General features: G+C 36.0%; 18 protein-coding genes and 1 riboswitch. Of the genes, 7 read left to right on the forward strand and 11 right to left on the reverse strand.

From position 1 onward, the window contains the following. Positions 1-4 precede the first annotated feature (4 nt). From iolE to G7082_RS04755, 5 genes are all read right to left on the reverse strand, one after another. Positions 5-889, reverse strand: a complete 885-nt coding sequence (gene iolE, locus G7082_RS04735; RefSeq protein ID WP_166034054.1) for a myo-inosose-2 dehydratase — start codon at positions 887-889, stop codon at positions 5-7. A gap of 203 nt (positions 890-1,092) precedes the next feature. Then, positions 1,093-3,006, reverse strand: coding sequence for a 3D-(3,5/4)-trihydroxycyclohexane-1,2-dione acylhydrolase (decyclizing) (gene iolD / locus G7082_RS04740; RefSeq protein WP_166034055.1), 1,914 nt, complete (start codon positions 3,004-3,006; stop codon positions 1,093-1,095). Between the two features lie 15 nt (positions 3,007-3,021). Continuing rightward, positions 3,022-3,984, reverse strand: a complete 963-nt coding sequence (gene iolC, locus G7082_RS04745) for a 5-dehydro-2-deoxygluconokinase (protein ID WP_166034056.1) — start codon at positions 3,982-3,984, stop codon at positions 3,022-3,024. 21 nt (positions 3,985-4,005) lie between these two features. Beyond that, on the reverse strand, positions 4,006-4,824 hold the full coding sequence (iolB, locus tag G7082_RS04750; protein ID WP_166034057.1) for a 5-deoxy-glucuronate isomerase: 819 nt from the start codon (positions 4,822-4,824) through the stop codon (positions 4,006-4,008). Positions 4,825-4,840: 16 nt separating this feature from the next. Then, entirely contained in the window at positions 4,841-6,301 is a 1,461-nt protein-coding gene (locus G7082_RS04755) for a CoA-acylating methylmalonate-semialdehyde dehydrogenase (protein WP_166034058.1), read from the reverse strand. A gap of 234 nt (positions 6,302-6,535) precedes the next feature. Between G7082_RS04755 and G7082_RS04760 the strand changes: the two genes are divergently transcribed. Then, positions 6,536-7,294, forward strand: coding sequence for a DeoR/GlpR family DNA-binding transcription regulator (locus G7082_RS04760; RefSeq protein ID WP_166034059.1), 759 nt, complete (start codon positions 6,536-6,538; stop codon positions 7,292-7,294). Positions 7,295-7,316: 22 nt separating this feature from the next. Here the strand turns inward: G7082_RS04760 and G7082_RS04765 are convergent, their stop codons facing one another. Further along, positions 7,317-8,465, reverse strand: a complete 1,149-nt coding sequence (locus G7082_RS04765; protein ID WP_166034060.1) for a cation:proton antiporter — start codon at positions 8,463-8,465, stop codon at positions 7,317-7,319. Positions 8,466-8,673: 208 nt separating this feature from the next. Between G7082_RS04765 and G7082_RS04770 the strand changes: the two genes are divergently transcribed. The 3 genes from G7082_RS04770 (at position 8,674) to G7082_RS04780 (ending at position 10,936) form a co-directional block, all read left to right on the forward strand. Continuing rightward, entirely contained in the window at positions 8,674-9,216 is a 543-nt protein-coding gene (locus G7082_RS04770; protein ID WP_166034061.1) for a DUF1269 domain-containing protein, read from the forward strand. 131 nt (positions 9,217-9,347) lie between these two features. Further along, complete coding sequence (locus G7082_RS04775; RefSeq protein WP_238842714.1) at positions 9,348-9,998, forward strand: TetR/AcrR family transcriptional regulator; 651 nt, start codon at positions 9,348-9,350, stop codon at positions 9,996-9,998. Further along, complete coding sequence (locus G7082_RS04780) at positions 9,998-10,936, forward strand: alpha/beta fold hydrolase (protein ID WP_166034063.1); 939 nt, start codon at positions 9,998-10,000, stop codon at positions 10,934-10,936. Before G7082_RS04775 ends, G7082_RS04780 begins: the two co-directional genes overlap by 1 nt. Positions 10,937-10,989: 53 nt before the next feature. Here G7082_RS04780 and G7082_RS04785 read toward each other — a convergent pair whose 3' ends face one another. Continuing rightward, on the reverse strand, positions 10,990-11,250 hold the full coding sequence (locus tag G7082_RS04785; RefSeq protein WP_166034064.1) for a chorismate mutase: 261 nt from the start codon (positions 11,248-11,250) through the stop codon (positions 10,990-10,992). A 23-nt stretch (positions 11,251-11,273) separates the two neighbouring features. Continuing rightward, positions 11,274-11,966 (reverse strand): NAD-dependent protein deacylase, encoded by a 693-nt coding sequence (locus G7082_RS04790; protein WP_166034065.1) that lies wholly within the window; start codon positions 11,964-11,966, stop codon positions 11,274-11,276. Positions 11,967-12,123: 157 nt separating this feature from the next. Here G7082_RS04790 and G7082_RS04795 point away from each other — a divergent pair, with 157 nt between their 5' ends. The 3 genes from G7082_RS04795 to G7082_RS04805 all read left to right on the forward strand — a co-directional run bounded on the left by G7082_RS04795 (position 12,124) and on the right by G7082_RS04805 (position 14,977). Further along, positions 12,124-12,306 carry a hypothetical protein gene (locus G7082_RS04795; RefSeq protein WP_166034066.1) on the forward strand — a complete coding sequence of 61 codons (183 nt, stop codon included), beginning with the start codon at positions 12,124-12,126 and terminating at the stop codon, positions 12,304-12,306. Positions 12,307-12,372: 66 nt separating this feature from the next. Next, positions 12,373-12,549: riboswitch (Lysine riboswitch) on the forward strand. 89 nt (positions 12,550-12,638) lie between these two features. Further along, on the forward strand, positions 12,639-14,240 hold the full coding sequence (locus G7082_RS04800) for an ABC transporter permease subunit (RefSeq protein ID WP_202983133.1): 1,602 nt from the start codon (positions 12,639-12,641) through the stop codon (positions 14,238-14,240). Beyond that, complete coding sequence (locus tag G7082_RS04805; protein WP_086951660.1) at positions 14,240-14,977, forward strand: amino acid ABC transporter ATP-binding protein; 738 nt, start codon at positions 14,240-14,242, stop codon at positions 14,975-14,977. Before G7082_RS04800 ends, G7082_RS04805 begins: the two co-directional genes overlap by 1 nt. A gap of 956 nt (positions 14,978-15,933) precedes the next feature. Here the strand turns inward: G7082_RS04805 and pepV are convergent. From pepV to G7082_RS04820, 3 genes are all read right to left on the reverse strand, one after another. After that, positions 15,934-17,340, reverse strand: a complete 1,407-nt coding sequence (gene pepV, locus G7082_RS04810) for a dipeptidase PepV (protein WP_166034067.1) — start codon at positions 17,338-17,340, stop codon at positions 15,934-15,936. Positions 17,341-17,454: 114 nt separating this feature from the next. After that, on the reverse strand, positions 17,455-18,174 hold the full coding sequence (locus tag G7082_RS04815; RefSeq protein WP_166034068.1) for a pseudouridine synthase: 720 nt from the start codon (positions 18,172-18,174) through the stop codon (positions 17,455-17,457). Between the two features lie 237 nt (positions 18,175-18,411). Beyond that, positions 18,412-20,058, reverse strand: coding sequence for a putative polysaccharide biosynthesis protein (locus G7082_RS04820; RefSeq protein WP_166034069.1), 1,647 nt, complete (start codon positions 20,056-20,058; stop codon positions 18,412-18,414). Between the last annotated feature and the right edge of the window lie 99 nt (positions 20,059-20,157).

The following is a 20,157-nucleotide window of genomic DNA, read 5'->3' on the forward strand; positions in this document are numbered from 1 at the left end:
ACCTTTACAGTTTCGTGATGTCTCGAATATAATTTCGAGCATTCTGAGCATAAATAAACGGATTAGCTTTTGCTGGATCTTGTTCTGCTTCAACCACAATCCAACCTGAGTATTGATCTTTTTCAATTTCTTCCCAAATTGGAGCAAAATCGATCATGCCATCACCAGGAACTGTAAAGACACCTTCTTTCACACCAGTTAAGAAACTTGATTCATTTTGTTTTACTTCTGCCATTTTTGCTTCACGAATATCTTTAAAGTGAATATGGAAAATACGGTCTTTATGCGCGCGGTAAACCTCAATTGGGTTTTCACCAGAAAATACTAAATGACCTGTATCAAATAATAAAGATACTTTATTAGGATCTGTTTCTTTCATTAAGCGGTCGATTTCAGCGGTTGTTTGAACCCCTGTCCCCATATGGTGATGATAAACAATTTTCATGTCCTTCTCAGCAGCCACTTCACCTAATTTTTCTAACCCTGTTGTTAACAGTTTCCAGTCTTCTTCTGAGAAAATTGGTTTTTCTTTAAAAACAGGTGTGTCCATTTGACCTTGGATACTATGCCCTTGTTCTGAAACAACAATCACTTTTGCTCCCATAGCATGTAAGAAATCACGGTGCTTGATGAAAGCTTCTTTTGTTTCTTCATATGGTTTAGTTGTTAATAAGGCACTAAACCATGCACTAGCAACAGAAAGTCCACGAGGTGCTAAGTATGATTTCAAAACTTCTGGATCTTTAGGGTATTTGTTTCCAATTTCTGTCCCTGTAAATCCTGCTAAGGCCATCTCACTAATACATTGTTCGAATGTATTTTCTTTTCCTAATTCTGGCAGATCATCATTTGTCCAAGCAATAGGTGCAATCGCTAATTTTATTGACATAATATCCTCCTACGCGCCCATAAAGCGCTTTCTGTATTTTATTTTTATAAGAGACTAACGTTTAAGCTAGTCTCTATTTATAGTCAGGGGATAAAAAGTCTGCTCCCACGGCAACTTCACGAAAATCGATCAATCAAAAGAGCGATTGTTCGATTTTCCCTCCAGTTGCTCGGAGCAAAACGACTTTTGACCCACCCTGTTTCTTAATATTTCCAAGCATTCTCTAACTTTTCAGCTCGAGCTCTACTTACTTCTAGTACGGTATCCATACCTGATACTTCAGAAACACCCACGTTCCACCAACCACCATAACCATCTGTCATGGTTTTTGGTAACACTTTAATGTCAAAGAGAGTTGAAACAGTTTGTATTTTCGCATCTTTAATCGCAGCAATTAGCTCTTTACGATTATTAATACGGTAAACTTTACAGCCATAACCTTCTGCAACTTTGGCATAATCAATTTGCATAATTTGATTATCTGAATCACGTAGTTCACAGTTAAAGCTGCCACCACCGTTACCCATTTGTAAGTTATTAATACAACCATAACCCGCATTATCAAACAGCATCACATTGATTTTTTGTTTGTATTGAAGAGCTGTCACAAGTTCTGTGTGAAGCATTAGGAAGCTACCATCACCAAGAACGGCATAAACTTCTTCTTTAGGATTTGCTAACTTCGCTCCTAAAGCCCCAGCTACTTCATAGCCCATACATGAATAACCATATTCTAAATGATAAGAATTGACTGTATTTGTTTGCCATAATCTTTGTAAGTCTCCTGGTAAAGAACCAGCAGAAGCTACGACAACACTACTGTCTTCCACTTCATCATTTAAAGTAATTAAAGCATTCGTTTGAGTGAAGGTTGTGTTTAATTTTTCTGCGTACTCATTCATCACGTCTTGATCAAAATGACCTTTCACTTCAGGTGAGAAGTTATCATGATTGAATTCAACCTCTCTTAAACGGTCACGCTCGATTTTCCATTCATCTTGACAAGCTTCAAGTTCACTACCAAATGACGTTTTATAACCCGTTAAACGAGGTGCTAAACTTTCGATGGTTGCTTTTGCGTCTCCCACTAATTGCGTGGCATCGAATTTATAAGCTTGCACACGACTCACGTTGATATTTAAAAACTTCGTTGTGCCGTAGTTAAACGCTGTTTTTGATGATGTCGTGAAATCCGTATAACGTGTCCCAATCCCAATAATTAAATCTGAGGCTTGAACTGCTTTGTTAGCGGCTGATGTTCCTAAGATTCCTGAACCACCTAAGTTATATGGAAAGTTCGTTGGAATCGTTGATTTACCTGCATGTGTTTCCACTAAAGGAATACCATGAGCCGTAGCAAATGCTTCAATCACAGGTCCTGCTTCTGAATATTTCGCTCCCCCACCAACAATCATAACTGGTTTTTTACTTGCTTTAATCACTTCAACCGCCTCATTTAAAGCGCGTTCCACAGGTGTCACACGGTCTAAATAATGAACTCTTTTATTGAAGAAACTAGCATCAAAATCAAAGGCTTCGCCTTCTGTATCTTGAGGTAAACAAATCGTTACTGGACCAGATGTCGCTGGATTTGTCAGCACTTCAAAGGCACGAATCATGGCGCTCATTAATTGCTCTGGACGCTCAATTTTATCCCAATATCTTGAAACAGCTTTAAAAGCATCATTCGTTGTTAAAGCGATACTTGATTCATGTTCCAACTGTTGCAACACTGGATCTGGTTGACGTGTGGAAAATGTATCAGCTGGTAAGAATAACACTGGAATGTTGTTCGCATGAGCTGTTGCTGCTGCTGTGACCATATTTGCTGATCCAGGCCCAGCTGAAGCCGTCACCGCGTAAATTTTACGTCTTAATGATTGCTTTGCATAGCCAATCGCTGCATGGGCCATTCCTTGTTCATTTTTACCTTGAATGACTTTTAAATGGCCTGGATTTTCTTCTAATGCATGTCCTAGACCTAAGACATTTCCATGACCAAAGATATTAAAGACGCCTTCCACAAAAGGAGTTTCAACGCCATCAACTGAAATATATTGTTGATTTAAAAATTTAACTAAAGCTTGCGCCGTCGTTAATCGAACGGTTTCTCTCATCATGACACTTCCTTTTTAAGCTTGTTCTTTCATTAACGCTTCAATTTCAACAACAGTTGGCATTGCTTCTGAAGAGCTATGTTTACTAACAACAATCGCTGCTGAGGCACTACCATATTGCAGGGCTTCTTGGATTGTCTTTCCTTGAATTAACGCATAGATAAAGGCTGCTGCATAAGAATCTCCTGCACCAAATGTTTTTAATACATTTGATTTATAGGCTGTTCCACGAATCACTTCGCCAGCTTTTGTATAAGCGTATGAACCTTCAACACCATGTTTAATAACGATTAATTCTGGGGCATGTTGGAATAAGTAAGCAACTGTTTCTTCGTTTTTACCGCCTTCAATGTTTTCTAACATATCAAACTCATCACGTGTACCAATCACAACATCTGCTTGTTCAGCAACGATTGAGTAATAAACTGAAACTTCTTCACTATTTTTCCATGTGTATGGACGGTAATCTAATTCAAAAATAACTTTTACATCATTTTTCTTAGCTAACGAAACCGCTTTTAAAACTGCTTCACGAGAAGGGCTTTGTGCTAATCCTGTTCCTGATACCACAATATTTTTAGCTTCTTTAATATATTCTTCACTGATTTCATCAGTATCTAAGTAAAGGTCAGCCACTTCATCACGGTACATTAAAATACTACATTCTTCTGGACTTAAGATTTCAGTAAATGCCAAACCTGTTTTCTTACCTGATTGATCCACAACCATGTTACTTGTATCAATCCCAGCATCTTTCATGAAGCCAGTAATGAAACGTCCATGTTGATCGTCTGGAACTTTTCCAATAAAACCACATGATAAACCTAATTTAGAAGCACCAATAGCAATATTTGCTGGTGAACCTCCAACGTATTTAGTAAATGTTACTGTTTCTTCCATTGGGCGGTTATATTCTACAGCGTTTAAGTCAATACACGCGCGACCAATTGCGATTAAATCATATTTTTTTTCAGCCATTATATTAAATTCCCTTCGTCGTTAAGTTCTATGGATAATCCATTCGTGATCTTTATCATTGTTAAATTGCCATTTTTTAATTGGCCCTGCCATAATATTTAAGTAGTAACCATCATAGCCATCTGGTACTGATACTGGATGATATCCTTTTGGTACTAGGACCACATTTTCGTTTTCAACTGCCATAGTTTCATCAATGCTGCGATCATCTGTATAAACTCTTTGGAAAACAAATCCTTGTTTTGGATTCATCTCATGATAGTAAGTTTCCTCTAAGAATGATTCTTCTGGTAAATTGTCTTGATCATGTTTATGTGGTGGGTAACTTGACCAGTTGCCACTATCAGTAAAGACTTCTACCACAATCAATTTATCTGAAATAGGACTTTGATCGTCTAAAATATTGTGAACCATACGTTTGTTTTGATACAACCCGCGATTTTCCACTCGGTTATCTGTTGCTTTAATTAATGTCGTTGGCATATCCACCTTACTTGGTGCGTAACAGAAAATCACTTTAGCGTCACTTTCAGCCACCACTTTAAATTCTTTACCACTTGAAACATAGACACTATCTGTTGGGATTTTTTCAAAAACATCGTCTCTTGTTCCGATGTTTTTAAATTCATCCTCTCCAGAATAAACAGAAACTTTACCCGTTAGAACAACTAAGCAGACTTCTAAGTCTGTTAGTTGTTCTGAGTATTCTCCGCCAGTTTCCATAGCGAGTAATTTCAATTCGATATATTCTAAACCAGCGTCCTTACGTGTAACATGATGTCTTTCAATCACTTTTGGCGCGATTTCTTTATTCGTTGGAATTCTTTTTAAATATGACATGTCGATTTCTCCTTAATTAGATATCGTTTCTTGATAAGCGAGCTGTCACTACTTTGTTTCTTGTGTAGAAGTCAACGCCAGCTTTACCGTTTGCAGGTAAGGTACCGTAGAATGATGATTTCCAGCCCGAGAATGGGAACATTGCCATTGGCGCTGGGACACCTAAGTTAATGCCTAGCATGCCTGCATCCATGTTTTCTCTAAAGTAACGAACTGCTGAAGCGTTATTTGTGAATAAACAACCACCATTAGCAAATTGAGATTTGTTAGCAATTTCGATTCCTTCTTTAAGGTCTTTGATTTTCATCACTGATAATACAGGCGCGAAGATCTCATCTTGCCAAATCTTCATGTCCGTTGTCACACCTTCAAAAATAGTTGGTCTAACAAAGTAACCTGATTCATCCATATCTTCACGACCATCACAAACTAATTTAGCGCCTGATTCAACACCTGATTCAATATAGCTGATCGTACGTTTTAAGTTTTCTTCACGAATCACAGGTCCTAAGAACACACCGTCATCTAAGCCGTTACCCATTTTAATGTTACGAGCTTCTTTGGTTAATCTTTCCATGAATTCATCATAGATACCTTCTTCAACCGTCACAACTGCGGCTGCCATACAACGCTCACCGGCAGAACCAAAGGCTGCACCGATAATTGCTGGTAGGCTATCATCTAAGTTCGCATCATTTAAAACGATGGTATGATTTTTAGCTCCTGTTAATGATTGAACACGTTTCAGATTTTTAGAACCTTCCGTGTAAACATACTCACCAACTGGTTGTGAACCGACAAATGAGATGGCTTTAATGTCTTTATGCTGTAATAAACCGTTTACAACATCATGTGCACCAAATACGACGTTGAAAACACCTTTTGGAAGTCCCGCTTCTTCTAATAAAGAAACCACTTTTTCCATTAACATTGGCGCTTTTTCTGAAGGCTTGATAACAACTGTATTACCTGTCGCAATCGCCATTGGAAACATCCAAAATGGAACCATCATTGGGAAGTTAAATGGTGTAATACCACCAACAACACCGATTGGGTATTTATAAACTGAAGCCTCTACGTCTGTTGCAATTGAAGATAAGTTATCACCCATCATTAAAGTTGGCGCACTTGCCGCAAATTCGACGTTTTCGATTCCGCGTTGTACCTCTCCATAACTCTCAGATAAAGCCTTTCCATTTTCAATTGTGATTAACTTGGCTAACTCGTCTTTTGCTTCGATTAGTAATTGATGGAAGCGATAAAGGATACGTGCGCGTCTTGGAACAGCGACTTCTTTCCACTCTTGAAAAGCAATATGTGCCACGTCGGCTGCTTTATTTATGTCGTCAAATGTTGATAAAGGTACTTGGCAGATAGGTTCTTTCGTTGCTGGATTAACAACTACCTCATACTCACTCGTTGTACTTTCGATCCATTCACCGTTAATATAATTTCTTAATTTTCTAATATCTGACATGATATCCCTCCATTTTTTTAACCAATTTGCTAACAAAACTTTATTAATTTTTGGTTACATTGGTTAACTCACAACAAATATTACATCAACATAATCAATTAGTCAATTGTTTTATTAACTTTAATAAAAAAATAAAACAACTTACTCATTTTTATGGTTAAGTGTTGATTATTTCACATGACTGTGATACATTTTATTCAATAGTAAAATAAAAAGTAAGTGGAGCTAGAATTTATGAAAGAAAAGAGATATGAGTTAATTAAACACTACATCCTCCAAAAGAATCATGTCACATTAAAAGAGTTAGAAGATGAATTTAATGTATCTATGAACACGATTCGAAGAGATGTTAATAAAATTTTAGAAGATTCACGTTTTGAAAAAGTTTATGGTGGGGTAAGTGTTAAAAAGAATACTTTGGTAAACTTCGAAGATCGAAACATCGAAAATAAGGAGATTAAAAAGGGAATTGCTAAAGCTGCTGCTGACTTGATTCAGCCACATGACTTAATTTATATTGATTCCGGAACCACAACTAAATACATCCTAGATTATTTAGATGATGACATTGATATTTCAATCATCACCAACAGCCTAGATGTGATTGTTAAAGCTGAAAAGTTCAAAAATATCCCCATCTTTTTAATTGGTCATGTTTTTAAAAAATCGACCCGCTCATTCGTTGGGGTTGAATCAGATGAACTAACAGCTAAATACAACATTAGTAAAGCTTTTATGGCCGCAACTGCTGTTTCTATGCAAAGTGGTTTGATGAACTCTGATGTGATGGAATATGAAATCAAAAAACAAGCAATTGAAAAAGCAAACAATGTTTTCTTACTTGCAGACGCAGAAAAATTTGATAAGTCGACCTTATTAACCTATGCCAGTTTAAAAGATATTGATTGCATGATTACCAATAAACATTTTAATGAAGAGTACAATGAATTCTTTGCAGAAAACAATATAAAAACAATAGAGACGACTCCTTAATTAAGGAAATCGTCTCTATTTTTTAATTAGTTTTAAGTTTACCAAAGTAATATTTTAATAATGGTGGTGCGATTAATGTGGTTAAGATGACTGAGATAATCACCGTTGTGTAGTATTCTTCAGATAATAAACCTGAAGCAAGACCCGTTGTTGCTAAAATCAAGGCCACTTCTCCCCTTGAAATCATCCCTGCACCGATACTTAATGAAGACAACTTATCAAAACCAGTTGCTTTGGCTCCAATAAAACCACCAATTAATTTAGAAAGAACAGCTACCAGCGTACAGACAATTAAGAATGGTAATTGATTCATCACCCCGTTAAAGGAAACATTTAAACCGACACCAACATAGAAGAATGGAACAAAAATCGCATTGGCGATTGGATCTACTGTATGCTCAATCTCATCTTTGTATTCTGTATCAGAAATGAATAATCCGATAAAGAAGGTTCCAATAATTCCTGCCATACCTAACATCTCTGAAAAATAAGCAACCGCAAAACAAATCGCTACAGCCATTGTTGTCACTGGAACAGTCACTTTGAATTTAGAGGCTGTTTTTAATAAGAAAGGTAAAATATATTTACCAAAGACATAAATCGAAACAAAGAAAATCACTTTTTTAACTAGAACCATTGGAATAGAGACTACTTCATCTCCTCCACCTAAGAATGACATCGCAAAGGCTAGTAAAATAACCACCAAAATATCATCCACCACAGCCGCACCTAATATCGTACTAGCTTCTTTGGTTTTCATGACCGACAATTCTTTTAACACTTGAACCGTAATACTCACAGAGGTTGCGGAAAACAGAACTCCTAGAAAGACGGAATGCTCAAAATCTAATCCAAAAGCTTCTCCGACTAGAAAGGCTGAAAATAATGGAATGATAATTCCAATAACCGCTACAGCAACTGCCGGTTTAAAATTTTCTTTTAATTGCTTGGTGTCTGTCTCAAGGCCTGCTAAGAACATTAACAACAGAACCCCAATCATTGAAAATTCTTGAAAAATATCTGAGGTATTAACCCAAGATAAAACCGCTGGACCTAAGACAATTCCGATAAGTAGCTTTCCTAAAACAGCTGGTTGCCCTAATCTCACAGAAATATGCCCACAAATTTTGGTACTTATTAAAACTAAGACCATTGTTACTATAAATTCCATAATGTATATGTCCCCTCTTCTTTTAAAATCTACACCTACTAACCTACATGAAAACGGTTAGATTGTAAATAGATTTTGAGTAACTTTTGAGTATCTTCACAAAAAGATAAATAACTATTGTTTTAATATTCATATATTTGTCTCCAGAAATTCATACCTCTATTCTATTCTATATACATGAACAAAAAAATTTCTAGGAGGCCCTATAATGGCAAATAACGACAAAGTAATCATCATGAGTTTTGACTCAGAAAGTAAATCATACCAAGCATTCTCAGAAATCAAAGGACTTCACCAAGCACGAACAATTAAAGGTGAACAAATGGCAGTTCTTGAGCACCGTTCTAATCATAATTTAGAACCAAAAGATTTTATCGACTTTACAGGAGCAGACAAAAATTTCAAAGGGAGTATGATTGGGATGTTCGTCGGTATTCTTGGTGGTCCACTAGGTGTTTTACTTGGTTGGTTCACAGGAAGTATCATTGGTTCATCTAAAGATGTAAAAGAAGTCAAAAACGCCATGTCAATTTTCGAAAAAGCTTTGGCGATTATTCCAGAAGGCGACACAGGCTTAATCCTAATCTGTGAAGAAGAAAATACAGGACATATTGATGATGTGGTGGTTAACCAACTAAACGGAACCATCGAACGATTAGATAAAGAAGAGGTTGAAGCTGAATTAGAAGAAGCTCAAAAAACACAAGAAGAAGCAGAAGCTAGCGCTAAAAAACGTTGGTTCAAAAAATAAAATAATATTAAAAAAGCATCGATAGAGTGAATTTTTCATTCTGTCGGTGCTTTTTTTTGACAAAATTTCATTTATTCATTAACATGAAACATACTACAGAATGTTTCACTTTTAAAAGGAGGGAAAAATTGATGAAACAACGATACGATAGTGACCAAACTAAAGAAGATATTTTATTGACTGCTGGAAAATTATTTAGTCAACACGGTTATACAAACACTTCTATTCCAATGATTGTCTCAGAACTTGATGGTTTAACTAAGGGAGCGATTTATCATCATTTTAAATCTAAAGAAGGTATTTTAGATGAATTGATGCGACATTTTATGCCCAGTGAAACAATCATCTCAAGTATTCGGCAAAATGACGCATTCAGTGGGTTAGAAAAAATTCAAGAACTATTCCTAACAGCCATGTTTCATCAGGAAGTTCAAAAATATTTACCTTTTTCACCTCAGCTAATGAAGGAACCTTTACTGTCTTTAAAGTATTTAAAACTAACTCAGACCATTTTTATTCCTGAGATAACAGCATTTATTAAAGAAGGAAACGACGATAAATCAATAGACGCCATTCATCCTGAAGCTATTTCTGAGGTTGTTTTATTCTTACTAACCACTTGGTATAACACCACTCTTTTTACTAATTCTTTAGACAATTTCTATCAAAAATTAGAAACCTCTCAATATATTTTAGAAAGAATTGGTGTGAATGTTTTAAATGAAAGAGTTTTAAATAAAATTCAAACACAAATAAATCAAGGAATTGAGGCACACTCATAATGAAAAAATTTTGGAAAATCTTACGTAATATTTTAATCGGGTTACTCGTTGCTGTCCTACTATTTTTAGGAGGAACTTATTTAAATCATCATCTCAAACTAAAAAGCGAAGCTAAAAAAATTGAAAACTACGGTGAAAAAGTTAAAGTATTCGATGGGGAAATCAACGTGGTTCGAACAGGTTCAGGCAAAGGAAAACAAAGTATTATCCTTTTCCCAGGTTACGGAACCGCCTCTCCTTACTATGACTTTTTACCTCTCACAACTAAATTAAGTAAAGATTATGAAGTTATCACCATCGAGCCTTTTGGTTATGGTTTAAGTAGTGAAACGAAACGAACAAGAAATGTGGATAATATCGTCGAAGAGATGCACGAGGTGGTTAAACAGCTAAACCTTGACCACTATGTTCTAGGAGGACACTCAATTACTGGACTTTACGGGGTTAATTACTTGAATCGATACCCAGAAGAAAAAGTTGATGCCTTTCTTGGAATCGATACCAGCACACCGACCCAAGAAGTTCAAACCATGAATATGGCGCCTTTTAACTTCTTAAAAAAATCAGGTATGATGCGTTTGTTGATTGATGCTAATCCTGCTAAAGGGCTAGGAATGAAGGCTGATGATCCGAATCTGGAACAAGTTCGCATGTTAACACTTAAAAATTCGATTAACGATAACCTAGAAGAAGAATTAGATTTACTCAGAGAAAATTTCAAAGCCACTGAAAAAATGTCGTTACCAAAAGACTTACCAACGATTTTATTTGTAGCGATTAATGATGGTCGTCCAACTTGGGCTGAGGAACATCAAGAGCAAATTAAACAAGTTAGAACAGGGAAAGTCGTTGAGTTAGATGGGCAACATTACCTCCATCACACTCAATCAGAAGCAATTGCTAAAGAGACAAAGCTGTTTTTAGATAGCTTGAAATAACCTAGTAAAAAAGAAACGCACAAAAATTTGAAAGATAATTTTTGTGCGTTTCTTTATTTATTTTGTTTTTGATATTCCTTTGATCGATCCATAATATCTTGGAAGGTTCTCATGATACTGATTTCATAGTCTTTGTTCTCGACTAAATCAGCCACTTGTTTTAACACTTCTTGCTCTCTCGTGCTATCAAGTGTAGCGATGTGTTGCTCTTTTTTGATACGAACAATCTCATCCACACAAGCGTAGCGTTTTTCTAATAACCTCACCAATTCTTGATCGATTTGATTAACTTCTTCCCGAATTTCTTTTAACATACGTACCTTCCCCTTTTTTAATTTTACAACTGACTAAAGAATGTTTCTGCTGATTCTTGAATAAATTCATGTGGATGATGCAACGTAATTGCTTCATTATTAATGACTAAAACTTGACTATTTGGATTGCGATAATCGATTAATCCACTAAATGGATACACTTTAAAACTCGTTCCCACAATCACGATTAAATCTGCCGCTTCTACCCACTCAATCGAGGTCTCAATCGCCTCACTAGACAAGCCTTCTTCATAGAGCACCACATTAGGTCTAATTCTCCCACCACAATTTTCATGGATATCAGATATTAAATAATCTTCACTTGCTACGTTTTTTTGACATGTCATACAATAACAATCATACAAACTACCATGAAAATTTACCACATGTTGGCTTTCCCCTTGATCATGAAGACCATCAATATTTTGAGAAATAATGCGAACATCATGAGCACTTTCTAACTCTTTCATTTTTTTATGAATTATATTTGGCCTGGCTGTTTGATGATACAGTTGCTTTACAAAAGTATAAAATTTCTCAGGTTCTCTCATAAGACACGTGTGACTTAATAAATACTCAGGCTCTTCAATGCCTTGATACACACCTGTCATGGAGCGATAATCCGGAATGCCTGACGCAGTCGAAACACCTGCTCCCGTTAAGAAAACAATCCGTGAACTGTTCTTGATTAAGTTGATTCCACTACCTTCATCCATCTCTCTTTAGCCTCCTTAGTTTTTTACTATTGTAGCACTAACTAATCAAAAAAGTGATCTTTGAGCATTCTTCTTCACGTAACGAGGATATTATTTCCGATTTTTGTCTACTTGATATATAATTAAACTAATAAAAAAACAGAAAGAAGGGATTTGTATGTCAGAAAGAAAAGTAACCATGATTAATAATTGTCTACCTATTAATAGTATCAATCAAGAATTTAATGAAGGTCCAATCGCTACGGAAAAGATGATCAACGTACCTAAACGAGAATTAAAGAATATTAAGGCTGACATCACTTTTCCCGATGAACTAGAAATCAAAAAAAGAAAAGACTAATATTTTCATGACTTTTCAGAAATTGTATGTTATAGTGAAACACAAGAAAGAAAAGAACAGCTGAATAAAAAATCTAGAGGTTGCGAAATATCATGACTTTCAATCGAGCATAAGGATGCTACGACATTGAATCAGAGGGATTTTCGCCGAAATATTGTTAAATTCCTTAAATTAACAATGTTGGGTCTATAGTGAATAACTATAGAACTGTCTCAGTTAAGTCTGGGGTGCGCTATGATTTTTGATAAATTATTTTTTATCAATGATTATTGAAGGAGCAACCTTAAGATATGTTAGGGTTGCTTCTTTTTGTATAGGAAAGGGATTTTAAGATGATAACACACACAAGAAATCAACGATCAAAAATTTTATATTCATTACTTCTTTTTTTAGGTAGTATCTTGATGTTTGGAGGTACTGCATTTGCTGAAAAGGAAACCTTCACTGTTGGGATGGAAGCTGGTTATCCACCTTTCAACTGGACGCAACAAGATGACAGTAACGGAGCAGTTCCAATTAAAGGATCAAAAGAATTTGCTGGTGGTTATGATGTTGAGATAGCAAAAAAAATCGCCGACGGTTTAGGTAAAGAACTGGTTATCTTTAAAACCGATTGGGACGGTTTACCTCCTGCGGTCACTTCTGGTAAAGCAGATGCGATTATCGCCGGAATGTCTCCAACAGAAGAAAGAAAACAAACTTTAGATTTTTCTGATTACTACTATAGTTCTCAGTTAACCATGTTAGTCAAAAAAGATGGTAAATATAGTGATGCAACGTCTTTAAACGACTTTAAAGATGCCAAAGTAACGGCTCAATTAAATACACTTCATTATAATGTTATCGATCAAATTCCTGGGGTGCAAAAGCAAACGGCTATGAGTGATTTTTCTGCCATGCGTGTTGCTTTAGAATCTGGGAAAATCGATGGTTATGTGACTGAGATACCTGAAGGGATTACAGCTGAAAAGTTAAATCCTAATTTTAAAATGATTCAATTCAAAAAAGATCAAGGCTTTAAAACAACAGAAGCCGATAATGCCATTGCCATTGGGATGAAGAAAAACTCCCCTGATTTAGCTAAAGTAAACGAAACATTAGCGGGTATTTCTCAAAAAGAACGTGACGACATTATGGATAAAGCCATTAACTTGCAACCTGATGTTAAAGCAGATCAACCTTGGTATGTATGGGTTAAAAATATTGCCAAAGACAACTGGAAAATGTTCTTACGCGGGGCTGGAACTACTCTTTTAATCGCCTTAGTCGGAACAGTCGTTGGGACAACAATTGGTTTAGGCATCGGGATTTATCGTACCATTCCAACACCTGAAAAAACTGGTTTACGTTGGGCTTATAAAATCTTAAATGGTTTCTTCTCTGTTTATATTGAAATCTTTAGAGGAACGCCAATGATCGTTCAATCAATGGTTATCTTCTACGGTTCTTCTCAACTATACGGCATCGATATGAATCCATTAACAGCCGCCCTAATGATTGTTTCAATCAATACTGGTGCTTACATGACTGAAATCGTTCGTGGGGGAATTTTCTCCGTTGATAAAGGACAATTTGAAGCAGCATCTGCTATTGGGATGACCCACTGGCAAACAATGACAAACGTGGTGATTCCACAAGTCTTCAGAAACACACTACCAGCCATTGGTAATGAGTTTGTTATTAATATTAAAGATACTTCTGTATTAAATGTAATCGCTGTGTCTGAGTTATTCTTTGCTTCAAAAACAGCAGCTGGCGCTAACTTTAGATTCTTTGAAACCTTCTTTATTACCTGTGTGATTTACTTTGTTATGACATTTACAGTCACTCGTATTTTACGCTACGTAGAAAAAAGATTAGATGGTGACGGTTCTTACGCACCATACGCAAACCAAATGCAAACCTCAAAACTAGAAAGAAAGGATAATCGCTAATGACTTCTTTTATCGATATTAATCATTTACAAAAAAGCTACGGAGAAAACCACGTTTTAAAGGACGTGAATGTTTCAATTAAAAAAGGTGAAATCGTGACGATTATTGGTCCTTCTGGTTCTGGTAAGTCAACCCTTTTACGCTGTATTAACTTACTTGAAAAACCTACAGGAGGCGAGATTGTCTACAAAGATGAAAACATCTTAGCTCCTGGTTACAATTTACCTCAATTTAGAACCCATGTAGGCATGGTGTTCCAACAATTCAACTTATTTGATAATCACGATATTTTAAGTAACTGTATGGTGGGTCAAATGAAAGTCTTAGGTCGTTCTAAAGAAGAAGCCGAAAAAATCGCCATTGAAAACTTAGATAAAGTAGGCATGAAACAATTTGCTCATGCTAAACCCTCTCAACTTTCTGGTGGACAAAAACAACGTGTGGCTATTGCACGTGCCGTTTCTATGGATCCCGAAGTGATGCTCTTTGACGAGCCAACTTCAGCTCTTGATCCTGAAATGGTGGGAGAAGTTCTAAAAATCATGCGTGAGCTGACTGAAACAGGACTGACTATGATCATCGTAACTCATGAAATGAAATTCGCCGAAGAAGTTTCTGACCGCGTGATTTTCATGGATAAAGGGGTCGTTGCAGAAGAAGGCGCACCTGACAAAATCTTTAATCACCCGACGAAAGCTAGAACAAAAGAGTTCTTGCAACGTATTTTGGAAGGGTAATAGTCAATAGAAATAGGTATTACGAAACTGAATTAGTTTTGTAATACCTATTTTTTTACTCTTCAAATCTGATAAGAACAAACTTGTTACTCGTTACTAGCCTGCTATTAATTCATTTTTTTTAGAATAATTTTTTATTTTCCCACTGTGGACAAGCTCCCGTTATCCACATAAAGTTTCCCACATTTTTCTACCTTGATATGACTACTTTCCACAAGGTTATGCACACTGTCCACAGAGTTATCCACAGTTTTTTAATATTTTACCCACATTTGACTTTTTCTAAAAAATAATTAACAACTTATTTTTTATTTTTTTAATCTAGTTTTTACTAAAAATAAAAATTTTGTTTTTCAGCTTTATTATTTAAGATACCTATACAAACGTTGATATAACAACGTTATTCGTCAAGCTAAACTACTTAACAAACCTCCGTTCTTATTGACATCCCTTTGATTAAGAGCTTCACTTTTCGAAAGTTATCCACACTTGTCCACAGTTTTTGTGTATAACTTATAATTAAGCGCTTTTTTTAAGTTTTCCACGGGATAAGTCATTTTTTCTTAAACATTCATTCAAATTTTTAGAATATTTTAGGCACATTTTAATCATATTTTGAGGTTATTATATATGTATACCAACAAAACAAACCTAACAAAGCTTTTTCATTTTATTTACTCCTCCAAAGTAAATATATAACCCCTTTTTTCCGCTAGAATGTCTAGCGGTTTTTTTATGCACAAAAAAACTGTGATATAAGAATAAACTTACATCACAGCTTTTATAAACGATGTCACAGAAGTAGCTTCGTCGGAAATAAGCCGAAAATTATAAAAATTTGAAAAACAATTTTCATGATTTCCTTCTTATTTCTTGAAGCTAAACACTTCTGTGACAATCTCTTTAAACGGGGTTCAAAAGGCAACTTCTACAGCGCCTTTTTCACCACCTTAGATTTATTTAATTAAACGATAAATCGCATCTGCGTAGATCACTGTTGCGTTGATTAAGTCATCCACAGAGATAAATTCGTTCTTTTGGTGCATTGTGTCGATACTGTCTGGGAACATTGCCCCATAAGCCACACCACGTTCTAGTAAGCGTCCAAATGTACCGCCACCGATAACTTGTTCATGACCTTTAAGACCAGTATTTTCTTCGTAAACTGCTAATAAAGTTTTCACCAATGGATCTTCTGGAGATACGTAGTGAGGACCTTTACCACCAGGTGTTAAAACAACTTTAGCACTTGTTGCGGCAATTTTTTCTTCGATACGTTTAGCGATTTCTTCTTCTGTCATGCCTTTAGGGTAACGGAAGTTTAAAGTAATTGTATTGTCATCTTTGTTTTCATCAAAGGCAAAGACACCCGCATTCATTGTCACGTCTCCCATGATGTCATCCACATGGTTTACGCCGAATTTTTTACCTTCTGTATCTGTATGAACATAATCAGCTACGATTGTTACAAAATCTTTCGCTGGACCTGAGAAATCATAGTAGCTTAAGAAGTTAGCAAGGTAAGTCCCTGCATTGATTCCTTTAGCTGGCATTGCCCCATGAGCTGCTTTACCAAATAATTTAATCGTTGCTGTATTTCCTTCAGATGTTAATTCACCTGTCACTGGTAATTCAGCTAAGTAATCTTCAAATTCTTTCGCAAATGCTGAAACATCTCCTGACACTTCAACAACTGCCTCTGCTAAGTCTGGTACCATGTTAGCTCTTTGACCTGATGCAAAAGAAACTAAACGAAGTGTGCCTTCATTTTTTCCAGCTACTTTAATTAAAATAGTTGTGTTTCCTTTTTCACCATTAATAATTGGAAACTCAGCATCTGGAGAAAAACCAAAGTCTGGTGTTTCTTCTACTTTTAAGTAGTGATCCATACATTTCCATTCACTTTCCTCATCTGTTCCGATAATCACACGTGTGCGTTTTGAAACAGGTAATTCAAGTTCTTTAATGATTTTTAATGCGTAATAAGCCGCCATTGTAGGGCCTTTATCATCACTAGCGCCACGAGCATAAATACGGTTGTCGCGAATTTCTGGTGAGAATGGTTCTGAATCCCAACCAGATCCCACTGGTACAACGTCCACGTGTCCAAAGATACCTAATGTTTCATCTCCAGCACCATATTCGATGTGTCCTGCATAGTTGTCCACGTTTTTTGTTAGGAATCCATCACGTTCACCAATTTCTAAAAACTTAAGTAAAGCTGCTTTAGGACCAGGTCCTACTGGTGCATCTGCTGTTGCTTTATCATCTTCTCTTACACTTGGTACACGTAATAAATCAAATAAATCTTTCATTAAATCTTCGCGACGCGCTTCTACTTCTTTTCTCCAATCAATTGTCATCCGTAAATCCCTCCATTATTACTTTTAATTTGTTTGTCTCTCTTTTGTTATCATAACACTTTTTTTCGGCTTTGAATAATAAATTAAGAAATTATTCTAATTACCCTACTTTAACTAACCAATCCCTAATATTTTCAACTCTTTTTCAGATAATTCTCTGTATTTTCCTTGTTTTAGTGCTGAATCCAAAAATAAGCCACCCATGCTGAAACGATCCAGTTCTACGACTTTTTTACCGACAGCTTCTACCATTCGTTTGACTTGATGATATTTGCCTTCCACTATTTCTAACTCAATGTGGGAGGTGTTATTTTTCTCATCTACACTTTTGATTGTTAACTTCGCTGGAAGACACTTTTCGTCTCCGCTAATCGTGATGCCTTTTGAAAAAAGTTGAACGTCTTCTTCTGTCATAATCCCTGAAACTTGGGCTTGATACAACTTAGGGACTTTCTTTTTAGGAGACAAAAGTTCATGTGCAAGTTCTCCGTTATTTGTTAGTAGTAGTAAACCAGTCGTATCCTTGTCCAATCTTCCCACAGGAAATAAGCCTTTCACTAGATCTGTTTCTTTGATTAAATCAATAACCGTTCTGTGCTCCCTATCCTCAGTTGCTGAAACGACCCCTTTAGGTTTATTCAACATGTAGTAAGTATATTTTTGATACTCAACGATTTGTTCGTCTACAGTAATAATATCTTGTGTTTCATCAATCGCTTTTTTTCCGTCTTTTTCCATGACCTCATTCACAAAAACTCGCTTTTTCTTTAATAGCTCTTTGACTTCTTTTCTTGAACCAAAGCCAGTGTGACTTAAAAATTTATCTAAACGCATGGGTTTACCTCCTAATTAAAAAGAGAGGGCGACTCAAAAAGTCACCCTCTTATTATTTATACTAACCTATTTTAGTTCCAGTTGCTTGGGGCTAATCGCCTTTTTCACTACTCTATTTTTAGTCCGAGTTCAAAAGGCAACTCCTGCGGCAACTTCACAAATATAAAACAATCCCAAAGGCGCGGATTATTTTATATTTCCTCCAGTTGCTTGGAGCTAACCGCCTTTTTCACTACTCTATTTAACCTTTAATTTTGTTCTAATTTTTCCTACTTTGTCTCCCATTAACTTATCTGCCAAGCGAGTTTTTAGAACTAACCAACCGTAGATGGCAACACCTACAGATACTGAAATTAGCACAATCATAAAGGCTTGGAATTTACGCTCTGGGTTTAAGAACAGGTACAAGAATGATCTCGTTAACATTGTCCCAAAAGACATGATTAAACTAAAAATAAAGATTAAAATCGTTCGTCTCAATGTGATTGAATAATTAAATTTCGAAACTTCATGCACTTTTTTAGTCATTAAGTACGCTGACACCGCAAAGCCAATACCTGAAGCTAATAATGGCCCGTAAACTTCGAACGCTTTTATCATTGGGTATTGTAGAATGAGTTTAATTACTAATCCCACGGCTAGATTGAAAATTGCATCACTGTTTTTATACAAACCTTGAAGAGTCGTTGAAATTAAAATAAAGTAACCCATAATTAGTCCAATATAACTTGCTTGAACTAAAACGCTAACGCCTAACACATCGGGTTCATAAAATAGCACATACATTGGTTCGGCTAGTGTAATCATCCCAAACGTTGCTGGCATCATGATAAAGAACAGCAATTGAATGTTATCACTGATTAATTTAGCTAAACCAACTTCATCCTTTTTAGTAAAGGCTTCTGTCACAAGGGGTAAACTTGTCATCGCCATCCCTGCAGCTAGTGAGATGGTAATCATCACTAGCTTATCAGGATTGGCACTAAAAATACTAAATAAGGCGGACAGTTGATCCGTTGAAAAATTAGTAAAACTTGCCATAATTGGTTCAAAGGTAAATTGATCAATTAATTTGAAAAATGTAATCGCTGATCCCACGATAATAAATGGGACAGCCTCAACTAACATCTCTTTCACTAAACTGTTTTCAGAAATAGATAGTTCATTGTTACTTCCAGAAACTAGTTTGTTCATTTCTGGCTGTTGCTTTTTATAGAAATAAATCAACGCCCCGTAGGCACCAATCATCCCAATAAAAGCAGCAAATGTGGATTGGATCACCGCATCTACATAATCACCTGATCCCATCTTCATGATAATAAATGTCATCAGTAACATGTAGAACACACGCGCAATTTGCTCCACAATTTGAGACACTGCAGAGGGCATCATGTCTTGATTCCCTTGGAAATACCCACGAATAACGCTCATACTTGGAAAAATCAATACTGACACACTCAAAGCTCTCATAACTGGCACAAGATTAGGATCACCTGCTGCAAGTATTGGAGAAATCAAATACATAATTCCTGCACACAGCACCCCAAAACCTGCCATGATGACTAAGGTTCTTTTAAACAACCGTTGACTAATCCCGTACTCATTTTGAGAATTATAATATGATATTTGTTTAGCGATCGCTCCTGGAATTCCGGCTGTAGCAATCATTAAAAATAAGGCATAAACGTTGTAACCTTTATTAAATAGACTATTCGCGACTTTACCGTTTTCGGCCATCATTGCATACCAAGGGATGATATACACTGCCCCTAACAATCTTGATAATACATTCCCGATTGTCATCCAAAGCGAGCCACGAACCATTTTCTCTTTAGCGTTTAACTCTTTTGCTTTGTCATCAAAAGAGGTTTCTTGATTCGTCATGCTTTCTATCCAACTTTCTTAATTATACTGTTATAATTGTAGCGATTTACCCACACTTATGCAAACACTTTTAACAATATTTAAGTACTATTTCACGAA

Source organism: Vagococcus hydrophili (assembly GCF_011304195.1).
In the GTDB taxonomy this organism is placed as follows: Bacteria; Bacillota; Bacilli; order Lactobacillales; family Vagococcaceae; genus Vagococcus; species Vagococcus hydrophili.